At 72.3% G+C, this 17,266-nt stretch carries 11 protein-coding genes; 5 read left to right on the top strand and 6 right to left on the bottom strand.

Translation table 11 applies throughout. The annotated features are described in order from the left end of the window. Positions 1-12: 12 nt before the first annotated feature. From GXY85_09725 to GXY85_09710, 4 genes are all read right to left on the bottom strand, one after another. Positions 13-1,206 (bottom strand): aspartate aminotransferase family protein, encoded by a 1,194-nt coding sequence (locus GXY85_09725; GenBank protein ID NLW51102.1) that lies wholly within the window; start codon positions 1,204-1,206, stop codon positions 13-15. Between the two features lie 37 nt (positions 1,207-1,243). Beyond that, positions 1,244-2,260, bottom strand: coding sequence for a signal recognition particle-docking protein FtsY (ftsY, locus tag GXY85_09720; protein NLW51101.1), 1,017 nt, complete (start codon positions 2,258-2,260; stop codon positions 1,244-1,246). A 20-nt stretch (positions 2,261-2,280) separates the two neighbouring features. Further along, a complete protein-coding gene (gene nusB / locus GXY85_09715) occupies positions 2,281-3,573 on the bottom strand; it encodes a transcription antitermination factor NusB (protein NLW51100.1) in 1,293 nt (430 codons plus the stop codon). A 107-nt stretch (positions 3,574-3,680) separates the two neighbouring features. Beyond that, positions 3,681-4,160: a 6,7-dimethyl-8-ribityllumazine synthase gene (locus tag GXY85_09710; protein ID NLW51099.1), complete on the bottom strand. Its 480-nt coding sequence runs from the start codon at positions 4,158-4,160 to the stop codon at positions 3,681-3,683. Positions 4,161-4,326: 166 nt separating this feature from the next. On the opposite strand from GXY85_09710, the gene GXY85_09705 reads away from it, so the two are divergent. Continuing rightward, on the top strand, positions 4,327-6,345 hold the full coding sequence (locus GXY85_09705; protein ID NLW51098.1) for a DUF4175 domain-containing protein: 2,019 nt from the start codon (positions 4,327-4,329) through the stop codon (positions 6,343-6,345). Further along, a complete protein-coding gene (locus GXY85_09700; protein ID NLW51097.1) occupies positions 6,342-8,063 on the top strand; it encodes a hypothetical protein in 1,722 nt (573 codons plus the stop codon). Before GXY85_09705 ends, GXY85_09700 begins: the two co-directional genes overlap by 4 nt. Before the next feature lie 106 nt (positions 8,064-8,169). Here the strand turns inward: GXY85_09700 and rmuC are convergent, their stop codons facing one another. After that, positions 8,170-9,588 carry a DNA recombination protein RmuC gene (gene rmuC / locus GXY85_09695; GenBank protein ID NLW51096.1) on the bottom strand — a complete coding sequence of 473 codons (1,419 nt, stop codon included), beginning with the start codon at positions 9,586-9,588 and terminating at the stop codon, positions 8,170-8,172. Positions 9,589-9,707: 119 nt separating this feature from the next. Between rmuC and recQ the strand changes: the two genes are divergently transcribed. Next, a complete protein-coding gene (recQ, locus tag GXY85_09690; GenBank protein ID NLW51095.1) occupies positions 9,708-11,498 on the top strand; it encodes a DNA helicase RecQ in 1,791 nt (596 codons plus the stop codon). Positions 11,499-11,586: 88 nt separating this feature from the next. On the opposite strand, the gene GXY85_09685 is transcribed toward recQ, so the two are convergent. Next, complete coding sequence (locus tag GXY85_09685; protein NLW51094.1) at positions 11,587-13,095, bottom strand: MATE family efflux transporter; 1,509 nt, start codon at positions 13,093-13,095, stop codon at positions 11,587-11,589. A 597-nt stretch (positions 13,096-13,692) separates the two neighbouring features. Here GXY85_09685 and GXY85_09680 point away from each other — a divergent pair. Both GXY85_09680 and GXY85_09675 read left to right on the top strand, forming a co-directional pair. Continuing rightward, complete coding sequence (locus GXY85_09680) at positions 13,693-14,130, top strand: hypothetical protein (GenBank protein NLW51093.1); 438 nt, start codon at positions 13,693-13,695, stop codon at positions 14,128-14,130. Between the two features lie 117 nt (positions 14,131-14,247). Next, a complete protein-coding gene (locus tag GXY85_09675) occupies positions 14,248-17,208 on the top strand; it encodes a DUF2135 domain-containing protein (protein ID NLW51092.1) in 2,961 nt (986 codons plus the stop codon). Positions 17,209-17,266 lie beyond the last annotated feature (58 nt).

Raw genomic sequence — 17,266 nt, 5'->3', positions numbered from 1 at the left:
CCCTCCGATTGGTCAGATGTCGCCGGCCTGCGCCCTGGCCAGTCCGTCGCGCAGCACGTCCAGGCCGACATCCAGAACGTCCCGCGGCACGTTCATGGCCGGCAGGATGCGCAGAACGCTGGTGTGGGTGCAGTTCAGGCGGACCCGCTGCTCCAGGCAGTACTGGAAGACGGGACCGGCCGGCCGGGTCAGGTCCACCCCCCACATGACGCCTCGCCCGCGGACCTCGCGCACGATGTCGAACTCGCCCGCCATCGCCGTCAGGCGCTCGTGAATGTGCTCTCCGACTCTGCGGCAGGCGGACAGAAGGTCCTCGTCCTCGATGGCCTGGAACGTGGCCAGCCCGGCGGCGCAGGCCAGCGGGTTGCCGCCGAATGTCGAGGCGTGGGTGCCGGGCACCAGGCGCTCGGCCACCTCGGGCCGGGCCACCATCGCGCCGATCGGCACACCGCTGGCGAGCGCCTTCGCCAGCGTCATGACGTCCGGGGTGACGCCGTAGTTCTGGTAGGCGAACCAGTCCCCGGTTCGGCCGACGCCGGTCTGGACCTCGTCGAAGATCAGAAGCATCTCCTTCTGGTCGCAGAGGGCACGCAGCCCTTCCATGAACTCCTGGGTGGCGATGTTCACGCCGCCCTCGCCCTGGATCGGCTCCACGATCACGGCGCACGTCTCGTCGTCGACCGCCTCCTTGACCGCGTCCAGGTCATTCATCGGCACGTAACAGAAGCCCTCCACGTGGGGCACGCCCCGATGATAGGCCGGCTGGCCCGTGGCCCGGATCGCCGCCATCGTGCGGCCGTGGAAGGAGTGCAGCATGCTGATGACCTTGTAGCGGCCGGACTCCTCGGCGTAGATTCGGGCGAGCTTCAGCGCGGCCTCGTTCGCCTCGGCGCCGCTGTTGCAGAAGAAACACTTGCCGCCGAACGAACGCTCGCTGACCGCCTGCGCAAGTTGGCCCTGCGGCGGGATGTAGAACGTGTTGTCCACGTGCAGCAGCATGGCGGCCTGGCGCTGGACGGCCGTCACGACCTTGGGGTGGCAGTGCCCCAGCAGCGTGGTGCCCCAGCCGGGCATCAGGTCGATGTAGCGGTTCCCCTCGGTGTCCCAGAGATACGAGCCGGCCCCGCGCACGAACGCCACGGCCTGGCGCGCGTAGTTGGCCACGACGTGCTTGTCGAACAGGCGGCGTACTTCGTCGAAGTGCATGGGCTGTGTCATCTGTCGTTCCCCGACGGGAAAGGGGTCATTCGAAAAGTGCGTCCACAAATCGGTCGGCGTCGAAGGGCACCAGGTCGTCGGCCCGTTCGCCGATGCCGATGAACTTCACAGGCAGGTCGATCTGGTCCCGCATGCCGAACACGATGCCGCCCTTGGCCGTGCCGTCCAGCTTGGCCAGCACGAGGCCGGTCAGCGGGATGTGTTCGTTGAACCGCAACGCCTGGCTGACGGCGTTCTGACCGGTGGTGGCGTCCAGCACCAGGAGCGTCTCGTGCGGGGCGCCCGGCACCTTGCCCGCCACGACCCGCCGGACCTTCTCCAGTTCCATCATCAGGTTGCTGCGCGTGTGCAGCCGGCCTGCCGTGTCGATGATCAGCACGTCGTAGCCGCCGGCCAGCGCCTTCTCGGCCGCGTCAAAGGCCACGGCGGCCGGGTCCGCGCTCTCGTTCTTCACGATGTCGGCCCCGACGCGCTCGGCCCAGATGCAGAGCTGCTCGACGGCCGCCGCCCGGAACGTGTCGCTGGCGGCCAGCAGAACCCGCCGGCCCTGGCGGACGAACCGCTGCGCCAGCTTGGCGATGCTCGTCGTCTTGCCGGACCCGTTCACGCCCACGACCATGAGGACGGCCGGGCCGGTCTCCGGCAGACGCAGCTCGGTGTCCCACCGGCGCAGCTCGTCCTTGATCAGGCCGGCCAGGAACTCGGCGACCTGGTTCGATTGCGTGACTCGGCCCTCCTTGTGCGCCGCGCGCAGCTCCCGGCAGAGCCGGGCGACGGTCTTGGGGCCGACGTCGGCCACGTAGAGCTGCTCCTCGATCTCCTCGATCACGGCCTCGTCGAGCGGCCGGCGGATGGCCAGCACGCTCAGCAGGCTGCCGGTCACCTTCTGACGCGTGCGCGCCAGGCTGCTGCGGAGCCGTCCGAACAGGCCGTTGCGCGGCTCGGTGGGGGCCTCGGCCGACGACGGGGCGGCGGCGCCAGCAGGGGTCGCGGCCTCAGGGCTGTCCGGCTTCTTGCGCTTGAACGGGTTCAACAGCGACATGCGGTGTCCTCATGCGACGGTCAACGGGACGGGGCGGACGCGCGCCGCCGGATCAGCTCCAGTTCGATGCCCGAGACGGCCTCCTGGCCCAGCTTCACGTCGGGCTTGGCCTCGCCATGGAAATCGCTCCCCCCGGCGATCAGCAGGCCGCGCTCGCGCGCGATGTCCATGTAGCGCTTCTCATCCTCGGCCGTGTGGGCGGGGCAGTGCACCTCCAGGGCGTCCAGCCCTGCGGCGACAAGGTCGTCGATCAGGTGGTCGACGCCTCCGCCGAGGCCCGGATGGCAGAGGACCGCGCACCCGCCCGCCGTGTGAATGAGGTCGATCGCCTGCCCGGGGCTCATGTCCTTCTTGCGCACGTGGGCGGGGCCGTCCTGGCCGATGTAGCGATCGAAAACCTCGCGCAGGTCACTGCAGTAGCCGCGCGCCACCACCTCCTGGGCGACGTGCACACGCCCGACGGCGCCTCCCTGCGAACGCTTCAGCACCGCCTCGGCGTCCACCAGCACGCCGAGCCGCGCCAGCGCCCGCACCATAGCCTCGACGCGCTCCACGCGCCCGCGCCGCAGCCCGCGCAGGCTGGCGAGCAGGTCCGGGTGCGACGGATCGACGAACAGGCCGCCGATGTGCACCTCCGCCATGGACGCCTCGCGGGGCGCATAGGCGGTCAGCTCGATGCCCGGCACAAGCTCGATGCCGAGCGACTCGGCCGCCTCGCGGGCCTCGGCGACGCCCTCGACCGAGTCGTGGTCCGTCAGCGCAATGGCCGCCAGGCCGGCCCGTGCGGCCAGCCCGGGGAGTTCGCACGGGGCGACCGAGCCGTCCGAGGCGGTCGAGTGGACGTGCAGGTCGCAGCGCACCATGGGGTCCCCGTCGGCGACGCCCGGCCGCGCGCCCTCGCCGTGCGCATGCAGGACGCGCGTGGTGTAGATGCGGTCCAGTATGCCGTTGACGAACGTGGGCGAGTTCTGCGTGCTGTACTTCTTGGCCAGTTCGATCGCCTCGTCGATGGCGACCTTGGGCGGCGTCCGGTGCCGGAAAAGCAGCTCGTAGATGCCGATGCGGAGGACGTTGCGGTCCGTGGCAGCCATGCGCTCCAGGTCCCAGTTCTCGGCCGTGCGGCGGATCAGGTCGTCCAGCGCCTCGGCGTGCTCCAGGCAGCCCTTGACGATCTCGATGGCCTCGGCGGCGACGGCGGCCTCGCCGTGCTCCACACAGAAGGCGACCAGGTCCGCCTGGGGCCGCCCGCCGAGCAGGTCATGCCGGTAGAGGGTCTTGAGGGCCAGTTCACGCGCGAGGGTCTGCGATTTCACAGGGTTGTCCGAAGAAGAACAATGGAAGCCTTCATCACGTGCGGCAGTGCCGGAGGACGCACCGAGCGGGAAGGCCGGCGCGGCGATCCGCCGGCGCCGGAGACGCGTCAAGGACCGGCGATTCCGTCCAGCAGGTTCGCCATCTCGATGGCGGCCAGCGCCGCCTCGGCGCCGCGGTTGCCCGCCCGCGCCCCCGACCTGTCCACAGCCTGCTCAACGGTCTCGGTGGTGATCACGCCGAAGATGACGGGCAGCCCGGTGCTCAGGCTCACCTGCGCGATGCCCTTGGCGGCTTCCGAAGCGACGAAGTCGAAGTGGGGGGTCTGCCCGCGCAGGACGGCCCCCAGGCAGACGATGGCCTGGAACCGGCCGGTTTCGGCCACCTTCCGGGCGGCCAGCGGCAGCTCGAACGAGCCCGGCACGCGGAAGACCTCGACGTCCTCGGGCGCGGCCCCGTGGCGGATCAGGCAGTCCTCGGCGCCGCTGAGCAGACGGCCGGAGAAGAACTCGTTGAAGCGGCTCACAACCAGCGCAAACCGCTTGCCGCCGGCGTTCAGGTTGCCTTCGTGCGTCTTCAATTGCGCCATCTCGTCCTCGATCCCATGCCGGACCGCGGGGTCCTTTCCCGGCCGACAATCTCCCCCTATAATAACGGAACACTATAAGCAAATCGCGCGTTGGCTTCAACCGTTTTCGGCGTTCCCCGCGGCCGGGGCGCGGCGGCCGTGCGGACGCCTTGCCAGAGGCGACGGCGTGGCCCAACCGGTCGATGTCCTGCTGCTCAGGATGCGCATGGCGCAGTTGCGCCGCCGGCTCCGGCTGGCCATGGTCCTGCGGGGGGCCGGCCGGACGGCGTGGGTCCTGGCCGCCGTCGCACTGGCGGACTGCGCGCTCGACCGCGCGTTCCTCCTGCCCGGGGGCGCACGGCTGGCGCTCATGGCGGCCGGGGCGGCCGTGGTGGCGTGGCGCCTCGCGCGCGACCTGGTGTGGCCCCTTCTGCGCCCGCTCCCCGATGCCGCCCTGGCACTGGAGGTCGAGGGGCGGTGGCCGGGCCCGCCCGACCTGTTCGCCGCCGCGCTCTGGCTGGCCGAGGAACGCGGCTTGGGGGCCGATGCGCTGCGCCGTAGCGTGCTGGCACGCGCCGGCCGCGCCGCCCGGGGCCTCTCCGCCGGCGGCCTCGTGCAGTGGCGGCCCGTGCGGCGGTCGCTCGCCGCCGCCGGCGCGCTCCTGGCGCTGGCCGCCGGACTGGCCTTCGCCCAGCCGCGCGCGGCCGCCCTGTGGGCGCAGCGCAACCTGCTGCTTCGGAACGTGCCCTGGCCCCCGCGCACGCGCCTGGCATTCGTCGAGCTGCCCGAGGTCGCCCCGCGCGGCGAGCCCGTACGCGTAAGCGTGCACGCCGACGGCGCCGTCCCGCGCAGCGGGCGGCTGACGCTCACGGGGCTGCAGTCCGCAACGACGCGCACGCTGGCCATGGCGCGCACCGGAGGCAACCGCCTCGAGGCCGAATCGGCCGGCCTCGAGGAGTCCGTGCACGTGGCCGTGCGCGCGGGCGACGGCCGCCTGGACGGCCGCCGGATCATGGTCCGGGAGCGCCCGCACGTGACCGCCGCGCGCCTGGTCGTGCGCCCGCCCCCTTACATCGCCCCCGAGCCGGTCATCCTGCCCTGGAACACGCCGGCCTTCTCGGTGCCCGTCGGCAGCGAGGCCACGATCGTGCTGGATGCCTCTGCGCCGCTCTCCGACGCGCGCTGCCGTGCGGACGGAGCCCCCGCACCGGCGCCCGAGTGGGACGGCGAGGCGCGCGTGCGCTTCACCCTGCCCGTGCATGCCGACGTGCACTGTGCGATCGCGCTCACGGACGCGTTCGGGCTCGAATCGGCCGCACCGCTCGTGGCGGATATCACGGCCGTGCCCGACCGCGCGCCGCAGGTGCGCCTGGCCGCCGACGGCGTGGGCGACCTGGTGCTGCCGACGGCGCGGCTGCCGCTGCTCGTGCACGTGCAGGACGACTACGGCGCGGTCGGCGTCCGGCTGGAGGTCACGCACGAGGACGGCGCGGACGCGCACTCGCTGCCCGATATGGCCGTATGGCAGGGGCCGGCGCGGGCATTCGTGCGCGAGCGGGCCGTGGTGGACCTGTCGGATCTCGGTCTCGAGCCGGGCGGGCGGCTGGTCATACGGGCGGCCGCGCGCGACGCGTGCACGGTCGGCGGGCCGAACGAGGGCCGCAGCGCCCCCACGACGTTCCGCCTGGTGCGGGGACGCGAACTGCTCGCCGCGCTCCTGCTGCGACAGCTCGACCTGCGGCGGGATCTGGAGGACTACCTCTCCGAACAGCGCCGCCTGCTCCGGGACGTGCCGGCGGCCGGAGCGCTCGCGCGCCGCCAGAGTGCGCTCGGCGGGCTGCTGGGCCTTGTGGGCGACGCGTATGCGGACGTCCTGGCGCAGATGCTCAACAACGGCATCCTGACCGACGCCGACCACGCCGCGCGTTCCGCCGCCGTCGTGGCGCCGCTCAGGCGCCTGGCGGCACCCGGCGGGGCCGTGGCGCTGGCGGCCGATGCGCTGGGCCGGGCCGACACGCCGGCGGCCGCGCAGGCGATGGGCGAAATCGCGGCGCAACTGGACGCCGTGCGCACGCGCATGCTGCTCATGGAAGGGTACGCATCCGTGCTCACGTCCGTGGAGGAACTCGCCGAATCCCAGGCCGACCTGCTGCGCCGCACGCGCGCCGAGCAGGCGCGTGCCCTGGAATCCCTGTGGGACGAATGACCATGCGATGGCTGCTCACAGCATGCGCGCTGGCGCTCCTGGCCGCCGGCGGTGCGCACGCACAGGACGCCGCAGCGCTGGCGGCCCAGCAGGGCCGGGCGGAGCTGCGCATGGCCGAACTCGAACAGCATCTGCTCGGGCTGGTCGGCCGGCTCGAGAACGACGAGCCCGCCCAGGCCGCACGCCTGGCCGAGGCGCTCGCGCTCAGCCGCGACCGGTTCATCGTCGAGACCATGGCCGAGGCCCGGCGGCTGCTGGCCCGGGGGCGCCTGGACGAATCCGCGCGCCTGCAGGAGCAGGTCGCCGGCGATCTGGCGGCCATGGCCGCGCTGCTCGCCGCGTCCGACACGGCCGCCGAGCTGCGGCGCCTCACCGAACTGGAGGCGGCCCTGGCCGATCTGCTGGCCCGTCAGGCCGCCGCGGCAGCGGCCGGCACGGCGGCCGCGCAGGCGGACGTGCGCACGCGCGCAGAAGGGGTGCAGGCGCAGGCCCCGGGCCGTCCAGGCGCCGCGCATCTGGCGGCGGCCGTCGCCCACATGCTGCACGCCGAGCGCACGCTGGGCTCCGGCCAGGGGGCACCGGCGGGGGAGGCACAGGCGGAGGCCGAGCACAGCCTTGCCGACGCGCTCACAGCCGTGCGCGCAGCCGTGGCGGCCCTCCGCGCGCAGGAACGGGCGGCGGCGCGTGCACGCCTGGCAGGCCTTCTGGAGGCCATGGAGGCCGAGCAGGAGTCGATCCTGGCCGACACGCGCGCCGTCGCCGAGGCCCTGTCGGCCGTGCCGGTGCGCAGCGCGCAACTGGCCGTCGCACGCCTGGCCGAGCGCCAGCAGGCGGTGGCCGACCAGGCTGCCGAGGCCCTGTCGGCGGCCCGGGAGACCGGCAGCACGGCCCTCCCGGCGGCGCTGGCCGGCCTGAGGGCGGACATCGGCCGTGCCCGCGATCGCCTGCAGGCGGGCAACGCCGGCGTGGACGTGCAGGCGCTGCAGGAGGGAATCGTCGCCGAGCTGAGGGCGCTGAGGGAGGCCGTCCGGAAGGCCGAATCGCCCGCCGCGCAGGTGCAGCCCGGCGAGCAGGAGAGGCGCTCGCCGTCCGAGCGGCCCCCGCCCGACCTGCACGGCGACCTGCTCGTGCTGCGCGCGGTGCAGACGGCCCTCCAGGCGCGCACGGCGCGGCTCGACGCGCAGACCGCGCGCCCGGCCGAGGCCGTCCGAGCGGTCGCCGAGCGACAGTCGGGCGTCGTTGCGGGGCTGACGGCCCTGGGGGACTCGGCGCCGCCGTCGTTCGCGCACGCTCTGGCGCCGATCGCACAGGCCGCCGTGGAGGCGCGCGACGCCCTGGAGCGGGGCCTGACCGGCGCCGGGGTCCGGGAGGCGCAGGGGCGCGTCCTGGACGGACTGGACGCCCTGATCGCGGCCGCCGAGCAGCCGGACACGGACGGTACGGGCGCGCCCGGCGGTTCGGACGAACCCCGGGCCACGCAGCCCGGCGCGGCCACCGGGGCCCCGCAGCGGGCGGCCGACGAATCGATGCTCTCGCCGTTCGGGCCGCCGCCCGGGCTGCTCGCGCCCGAGGGTCCGGCCGCGGCCGACTGGCTGCCCGAGCTTCCGGAGGCCGAGCGCCGGCGCATTTCGGACGCCTTCGCAACGGGCCGTCTGCCCGCACGCTACCGCGAGCTGCTGCGCGACTACAGCCGGCGCCTGGCAGGGCAGGGGGAGTAGCGCCCGTGGGGGAGGTCTGGAGGAGCCGCCCGCCCGGCGGCGCCTCCGGCGCCGACACAGCCGAGGGCGGCTGTGCCACACACGGCACGCGGCCGGCCGTGCGGGATCACGCGTCGGCGGCCTGGTCCGCGTCGTCGCGATCGTCCGCTGCGCCGGCGTCGTCCCCGGCAGCCTCGGGGGCGGCCAGTGTGCGCGGGCTGGTCTCGACGTGGGAGACGGCCGGGAAGCTGTCGGGCGCGGCGACGCCGAGTTCCTGGAACCGCCGGGCGGCGGGGAACAGGCGGGCCTCCATCGAGGCCACCGTCCGGTTGTAGGCATGGGCCGCCCGCTGCAGGGCATCGCCGACGGCCGAGAGGTGCCCCGTCAGCGTGCCGAGCCGGTCGTACACCTGCCGGCCCAGGTCGCTGATGGCCTGCGCGTTCTGCGCAAGCTGCTCCTGGCGCCAGCCGTAAGCGACCGCACGCAGGAGCGCGATGAGCGTCGTCGGCGTGGCCAGCACGACGCCGTCGCGCATCCCGTCCTCGATGAGCGCCGGATCGTTGTCGACCGCCGCACCGAAGAACGATTCGCCCGGGATGAACATCACGACGAACTCCGGCGCTTCCGCGAACTGCTCCCAGTAGCCCTTTGCCGCCAGGCCCCTCATGTGGTCGCGCATGTGGCGCGCATGGACGGCCAGTGAGCGCGCACGGGCTTCCTCCGTGTCGGCCCCGACGGCCTCCAGGTAGGCGTTCAGCGGCACCTTGGCGTCCACGACGATCTGCCGGCCGGCGGGCAGGCTCACGACCATGTCCGGACGCCCCCGGCGCGCGTCGCCGGCCACGGACACCTGCTCGGCGAAGTCGCAGTGCTCGCTCATGCCGGCCAGTTCGGCAACGCGCCGCAGGCTGATCTCGCCCCAGCGGCCGCGTACCTGGGGATTGCGCAGCGCCGTGCTGAGCTGGTGCGCCTCCTTCTCCAGGCGCTGCTGCGCGGCCGTCAGGCCCTTCAGTTGCTCCTCCAGGCCGCCGTAGGCCTTCTGGCGGCTGTGCTCGATGGCCTGGATCTGCTCCTCGTAGCGCTTCAGGGCCTCGCGCAGGGGCTTAAGCATCGCGTCGATGCCTTCCTGGCGCTTGCCCAGGTCGCCCTTGGCGTCGGTGACGAGCGCCTCGAGCGACTTCCTGGCCAGTTCCAGGAACGCCTGGTTGTTCGTCCTCAGGGCGTCGTGCGAGAGGGCCTTGAACGAGTCGGTCAGCCGGATGCGGGCCTGCTCCAGCAGCGCGCGCTGCTCCTGCAGGTTGCGCGCCGACTCGGCCTGTTCGGTCTCCGCCTTCACCCGCGCCGCCCGTTCGGCGTCGAGCGTCTGCCGCAGCGACTGCAGGTCCCCCTCGGCCTTGAGCAGTTGCCCGCGCAGCTCGCCGACCGTGCCGCGCGCCTGTGCCACCTGGGCACCGACCGTCGCCCGCGCCCGTGCGGACGCCAGGACCCAGGCCGCGGCGCCGCCCACGACCAGCCCCGCCAGTGCCGCAACGATGACCGACGTCATCGACCTCTCCCGCGCGAATGACGCCCAAGCTTAGCACGCGCGGCGCGCCGACTCAACCGCCGGCGCAGCCCGGGCGCACTGGCATTCGACGCCGGGTGCTGCTATATTCCCGAGCGGCCATGCTGCGCGAGACACTGCGGAAATACTGGGGTTTCGAGGGGTTCCTGCCGCTTCAACAGGACGCCATGGAGAGCGTCCTGGAAGGGCGCGACTCCCTGGTCGTGCTGCCGACCGGAGGGGGCAAATCGCTCTGCTACCAGGCGCCCGCCGGCGTGCTGCCCGGCACGGCCGTCGTGGTGAGCCCGCTCATCTCGCTCATGAAGGACCAGGTGGACGCGCTGGCCGAGTGCGGCGTTGCGGCGGCACGCTACGACAGCAGTCTGTCGACGGAGGAGCGGCGCGGCGTGATGGAACAGTTCCGAGCCGGCGCCCTGAAGATGCTCTATGTCTCGCCCGAACGGTTGGTGTCGGAACGCTTTACGGACGTGCTGCGCGCGGGCGGTCTCTCGTTCATCGCCGTGGATGAGGCGCACTGCGTCAGCATGTGGGGGCACGACTTCCGGCCGGATTACCGGCGGCTCGACGCGCTGAAGGAGGTCTTCCCGGGCATCGCCGTGCACGCCTACACGGCCACCGCGACGCAGCAGGTGCGGGAGGACATCGTGCAGACGCTCCGCCTGGAGGCGCCCCGGGTGATGGTCGGGTCCTTCGACCGGCCCAACCTGGTCTATCGCGCCCGACCCGCCGAGAATCGGCCGGCCCAGGTGCGCGGCGTCATCGACGCCCATCCCGGGCAGGCGGGGATCGTCTACTGCATCCGGCGCGCGGACGTGGACGAGACGGCCGCCGAGCTGCAGAGCCTCGGCTACCGCGCGCTGCCGTACCATGCCGGCATGGAGGATGGGGCGCGCAGGCGGAATCAGGACGCCTTCTCGCGCGGCGAGGCCGACATCGTGGTCGCCACCGTGGCCTTCGGCATGGGCATCGACAAGCCGGACGTGCGCTACGTCATCCACGCCGGCATGACGAAGACGCTGGAGGAGTACCAGCAGCAGGCGGGCCGCGCGGGGCGGGACGGGCTGGAGTCCGAGTGCTGGGTCTTCTACTCGGGCAACGACTACCACACGTGGAAGTTCATCCTGTCCGACTCCGACCCGGAGATGCGCCGGATCCACATGCGCAAGCTGAGCGAGATGTACAGCTTCTGCACCGACGTCTCCTGCCGGCATCGCACGCTGGTCGAGTACTTCGGCCAGCCCTACGGGAAGGCGGACTGCGGGGCCTGCGATTTCTGCCTGGGCGAGGTGGCGTGCCTGGAGGACTCGCTGGAGACGGCCCAGAAGATCCTCTCCTGCGTGGCGCGGCTCCGGCAGCGCTACGGCGCGGCCTACACCGCCGGCGTGCTGACGGGCGCCAACCCGGAGCGCGTCGTTCAGAACGGGCACGACGGGCTGAGCACCTACGGGCTGCTGAGCGAGTACCCCGCCCGGCAGGTGCGGAACTGGATCGAGCAGTTGCTCGCCCAGCGCTGCCTGACACGCACGGCGCAGCACAAGGTGCTGAAGCTCACGCGCGAAGGGGCCGAGGTGCTGCGTGGGGAACGGACCCCCCGCCTGTCCCGGCCGGCCGGCGGGCCGGTGCGCCCCATGCTCCGCACCGAGGACCCCTGGGACGGCGTCGACCCGGACCTCTACGGACACCTGCGGGCGCTGCGCAAGCGCCTGGCGGACAGGTTGGGCGTGCCCGCGTTCGTCGTGTTCGGCGACGCGACGCTGCGCGACCTCTGCCGCCGCCGGCCGCATACGCCCGAGGAGTTCCGCGCGGCCCACGGCGTCGGCGACCGCAAGTGCCGGCAGTACGCCGAGCCGTTCATCGAGGCCATACGGAAGTTCGAACGCGGCGGCCAGTAGGGGGCGGACCAGGCGTGGCCGCTCGCCGTCCCTCCATCCCAATGGGGTCGTGTCCATCGCGCAAATCGCCGGGGGGAGGGGCAGGCGGTCAGACCTGCCTCGTCGGCGCGTCCGGGACGGCGGGAGGCACAGCCGCCACCGGCGGCTCGATGACGCGCATGGACTTCCATCGGCCCCCCAGGAACCGCATCAGGAAGACGAGGCCCAGAACGATGACATACGCCGCCAGAAACGCCCACAGGGTGTACAACCCCCGACCCAGCACCTGCAGGGCGACGTAGGAGGGCACGACCAGCACCCCCAGCGACACCATCAGGATCATCTGCATGACGAACCGGGTGTCCCCGGCCCCCTTGATCACGGACGCGAAGATGATGTTGAGGCCGTCGAAGAGCGAGTACAGGGCCACGAACCGGAGCAGGATCACCACCGTGGGGCGCAGAAGGGCGACATCGGCGGCCGACATGCGGGCCGCGTACGGCGCCAGGAACACCCCCGGCAGCAGGATGTAGGCCGTCGCGATGCCCGTCATGTACGCCAGGGTCAGGTGGAACCCCGACCACGCGCCGCGCTCGGCGACGTCCGGCCGGTCGGCGCCGAGATGCTGACCGGTCAGGATGGATACGGCCATGCCGATGCCGATCATGGGCATGAAGGCCAGCGTGTTGACGTTCATGGCGATGTTGCTGGCGGCCAGTTCCGTGACGCCCAGGCGCCCGACCAGCAGGATGAACGCCGTGAAACCGGCCGAGTCGATGAAGAACTGAACGCCGCTCGGGAAGCCGAAGCGGATGAGCCGGCGGAACAGCGCCGGCCGGAAGCGCCGGCCGGACCGCGTCCCGAAGCGCCGGGCGTGCTCGGGCAGCATCAGCAGATACGCGGAGACGCACAACCCGACCGCCGTGGCGATGATCGTGGCCAGGGCGGCGCCCCGGATGCCCATCTCAGGGAACCCGAGGCGGCCGAAGATCAGCAGGTAATCCAGGACCAGGTTCACCGCCGTGACCAGGACGTTCACCATCATGACGGTCCACGTCTTGCCGCGTCCCGCGAAGAAGCCCGATATCGCGTTGCCGGCGACGGCCGGTCCGGCACCGAGGCAGAGGATCTGGAAGTAGGCGATCTCCATGTCCCGGACTTCCGGCTCGTGGCCGACAAGGCGGAAGAACGGACCCGCCAGGGGAACGAGCGCCAGGTGCAGGCAGGCGGCGGCGGCGGACAGGTAGATGCCCTGCCAGACGACCGGGCCGATCTCTTCCGGGCGGTCCGCCCCGTGGTACTGCGCCACGAACGTGCCCACGTACCCGGCCGTGCCGATGAACAGACTCAGGACGGCGAAGCTGGCCATGCCGCCCGGCATGGCGGCCGCCACCGCCTGGGGGCTGTACCACGCCAGGAACATGCGGTCGACGAAATGCTGGACGCTCCAGGCGCTGGTGCTGATGATGAGGGGCACGGCGAGCTTCAGTATCTCGCGATACCCGGCCTCGGCGTGCCAGCGGCGCCGGACGCCGTCCCTCAGAAGATGCGACACGGAGGACTCCCAGCGATCGGGGGCCAGAAAGGAGGGGCCGGGCCGCGACACCCGGCAGACCATCGGATTATCCCCGACCCGGGCCTCCGGCACAAGAGGACGTGGTGAACGGCGCCGTCTCGGCCGGGATTGCCCGGGCGGGCACGACGGAGCGTGCCGGTGGAGGGCCGCGCTCCGTCGCGGCCGGGGATGGCGAGCGGCCTGTCATTGCAGGAGCGGGCACGACGGAGCGTGCCGGTGGAGGGCCGCGCTCCGTCGCGGCCGGGGATGGCGAGCGGCCCGTCATTGCGGGAGCGGGCACGACGGCGCGTGCCGGTGGAGGGCCGCGCTCCGTCGCGGCCGGGGATGGCGAGCGGCCTGTCATTGCGGGAGCGGGCACGACGGAGCGTGCCGGTGGAGGGCCGCGCTCCGTCGCGGCCGGGGATGGCCAGCGGCCTGTCATTGCAGGAGCGGGCACGACGGAGCGTGCCCCTCCAACGCCGGGTCGCCCGGGTCGTCCCCGCCCGGGGTGTGTGCGCGCACCGGCTTCCCCGCGGCCGAGGACGGCCGCGCTACCCATTGTCGTTGGGGCGGATGCGTTGCCCGGCGAGTGCATCCGCCCGGCTGGGATGATACTCTGATGAGTCACGGGACTTCAGTCCATCGTCAGGAGGAGGCGGGATGATTCGGAGCACGATCGGTCGCGCGAGCCGCGTTATGGCCATCGCCGCGCTCGCAGTGGGTCTGTGCGCAGGAGCCGGCTGCGCCACGGTCACGGGCACGGTCACGGGCGCGGTGACCAACGCCATCGACTGTCCGGCGGAGAACTACCGCGCCAACCGGGAGCGGTTCGACGAGGTGCCCGTCCTGCACTCGCTGAACGCGGTCGTCCTGGGGCCGGTCGGCTTCGCCACGGGCCCGGTCTTCGGCTTCGCCAAGGGGCTGGCGCTCGACATCCAGTGGGTGATGGGCCAGATGGAGTACGAGGACGTCTTCCGCACGTATGGTCCGGCCAGCATCTGGCGGCCCTTCACGTTCTCGTGGCCGGTCAAGGGGCCGTCGGCCGAGGAGTCCGCTCCCTTACGGCCGAGCCCCGAAGAGGCCGGCGACGCCTCGTAGGATTGTGGCCCACGACGGTAGCGGGGGGATTCCCGGGAACCCGGGGTGGTCGCCACTCATCCAAGATGGGCGGCACACGAAGCGCACGGCCTGACTCTGACTCGGGAGGTTCGGACGATGAGGGCATTGCGGATGGCGTGTCTGGCGGTCTTCCTGGGCTCGGTGGCCGGCGCACAGGAGGTGCCGCCGGCGCTGTTCGTCGATGCGGCGTCGGCCGGCGCCGCCGGCCCCGCGTCCCTGGCGATCTCCCGGGTCGACGTCGAGGCCCGCGTCTTCGGTTCCATCGCGGAGACACGCCTGACGCTGACGTTCGCCAACCCCCATGACCGCGCACTGGCCGGCGACCTGTACTTCCCCCTGCCGGAGGGCGCGACCGTCAGCGGCTACGCCCTGGACGTCGAGGGCGTCATGGTCGACGGCGTGGTGGTCGAGCGCCGCAAAGGCCGGGAGGTCTTCGAGAAGATCGTACGCCAGGGCATCGATCCCGGGCTTCTGGAGTGGGTGCGGGGCAGCAACTTCCGGACCCGGGTGTTTCCCATCCCGGCCCGGGGCCGCCGCACCGTGATGGTGAGGTACCTGAGCGAGGTCGTGGACGGGCCGGACGGGCCGGCCTACTACCTGCCGCTGAACTTCAGGGAACCGGTCGGCGAGGCGCGCCTGCGGGTCCAGGTGGTCAAGGCGGAGGCCATGCCGGTCGTGCGGCAGGGAGGGCCGGCCGGCCTGGACTTCGCACGGTGGCAGGAGGGCTTCGTGGCCGAGGCCCGCCTGGAGAATGCCGCCCTGGCCGAGGACCTGGTCCTGCTGCTGCCCGACGTGAGGGCGCCGAGCGTGCTGGTGGAGACGGCGCCGGGGGGCGAGGTCTACTTCTGCATCCGCGACGTGCCTCCTGAGCCCGAACGGCCGCCGAAGGCTGCGCCGGGCCGTGTGCGGATACTGTGGGACGCCTCGGGCTCGCGCGGACGGACGGACCGCGCCCGGGAGATCGCGCTGCTGCGCGCCTACTTCGCAGAGCTTCGCGACACGGAGGTGCAGGCCGACCTGGTGGTGTTCCGCAACGCTGCGGCGCCCGCCCGGCCCTATGTGATCCGCAACGGCGACTGCGCGGAACTCGTGGCCGCCCTCGAAGGGGTTCTGTACGACGGCGGGACGAACATCGCCTGCCTGAACCCGGCGGCCGACGAGCGCGAACCGGACGTCTACCTGCTGTTCTCCGACGGCAACGGGAACTTCGGGGTCCGCGGCCGGCCGGAGTTCGGGCGGCCGGTCTACGCGGTCTCGTCCGACGCCGCCGCCGACCATCCGTTCCTGCGGCACCTGGCCCGGCGCACGGGCGGCGAGTATCTGAACCTGAGCCGGATTGACGTGCACGCCGCCGTCGCCGTCCTGCGCCAGGCCCGTTTGGCGCTGCTGTCCGTGCGCGCCGACGCGATCGCAGACGCATACCCGGGCGACAACGCGCCGGTGCAGGGGCGGGTCACCGTGGTCGGCCGCCTGCTGGGCGCCGCTGCGGAGGTCGCCCTGACCTACGGGGTCGACGGCGTGGCCGTCCATACGGCCCGGCACGTCGTCTCGGCCGGCGAAGCCGTGGAGGGCGACCTGCTGGCACGGTTCTGGGCGCAGAACCATCTGCAGGACCTTCTGGCCGACCCGGACGGAAACGCCGAGGAGATCCTGTCGACCGGCCGGAGGTTCGGGCTGGCCACGCCCGGCACGTCGCTGATCGTGCTCGAGAGCCTGGCGCAGTACCTGGAGCACGGCATCACCCCGCCCGAGTCGCTGCCCGAGATGCGCGCCCAGTACGAGGCACGGATGCGAGAGACGGTCAGCGCGAAGGCCGCCGAGCGCAAGGCGAAGCTCGACGACGTACTGGCGCGTTGGCAGGAGAAGGTGGCCTGGTGCACAAAGGAGTTCGTCTACCCGGCGGGCTTCCGCGACGAGCCGGCAGAGACGACGGCCGGGGAGCCCGAGGGGGCCGAACCGGACGTGCCCCTCTTTAGCAGGATTCCCGGCGGTCGCGGTGGGACGGCTGTGGCCGCGGCAGCGGACGCGCGGCCGACAGCGGCACTCGCTTCGCTCCGGGAGGAGGCCGCCGAGCTTGGCGACGAGGAGCCGGCCGGCGACGCGGGTGCCCCCGGGGCGGCCGAGCCCGTGATCTTGATCCAGCCCTGGGACCCCGGCACGCCGTACCTGGAGGCGCTCCGCGTCGCCCCACAGGACGAGGCCGTCGCGGTCTACATGGGCCGGCGGCAGGACTACGCGGATTCACCGGCGTTCTTCCTGGACTGCGCGGACTTCTTCTTCCAGGCCGGCCACGGCGAGATGGGCATGCAGGTGCTGTCCAACGTCGCGGAGCTGGAGCTGGAGAGCGCGCCCCTGCTGCGGGTGCTCGGCCACAGGCTGGCCCAACTGGACGAGTTGGACCTGAGCGCCCGGGTCTTCGAGGACGTGCTGCGGTTCCGGCCGGAAGAGCCGCAGTCGCACCGGGACCTGGCGCTGGTGCTGGCACGCCGCGCGGGGCAGGACGGGGCCGTGGATCCTCAGGGCGACTACGCCCGGGCCGTCGACCTGCTCTGGCAGGTCGTGGCGGGGGAGTGGGACCGCTTCGACGGGATCGAGCTGGTTGCGCTGGTGGAACTCAACCGGCTGATCCCCCTGGCGCGGGCGGCCGGGGTCGGGGAGTTCGCGGCGGATGCGCGGTTTATCACGCTGCTGGACGTCGACGTGCGCATCGTCCTGACCTGGGACGCGGACCTGACCGACATCGACCTGTGGGTGACCGAGCCGTCGGGGGAGAAGGCCTACTACGGGCATCCGAGGACGACGATCGGCGGGAATCTGTCGAGGGACTTCACGGACGGTTACGGCCCGGAGGAGTACATCGTCCGCAAGGCGATGGTCGGGTCCTACAGGATCGAGGCGAACTACTACGGCAGCTCGGCCCCGGAGCTGGCCGGAGCGGTCACGGTGCAGGCCGAGGTCTTTCTGAACTACGGCCGACCGAACGAACAGCGCCGCTCGCTGACGCTTCGGCTCCGAAGCGCCCAGGAGACGGTGACCGTGGGAGAGATCGAGTTCTGAGCGACCGGTCGCCGGGGAGAGGTTCGGCCGGAGCCCGAAGGCACGGAAGGAAAGGACG

The sequence above is a fragment of the Candidatus Brocadiaceae bacterium genome, assembly GCA_012728835.1.
Taxonomy (GTDB): domain Bacteria; phylum Planctomycetota; class Brocadiia; order SM23-32; family SM23-32; genus JAAYEJ01.
The sequence above is the reverse complement of the archived record's forward strand: the minus strand, read 5'-3'. Positions and strand labels throughout refer to the sequence as shown.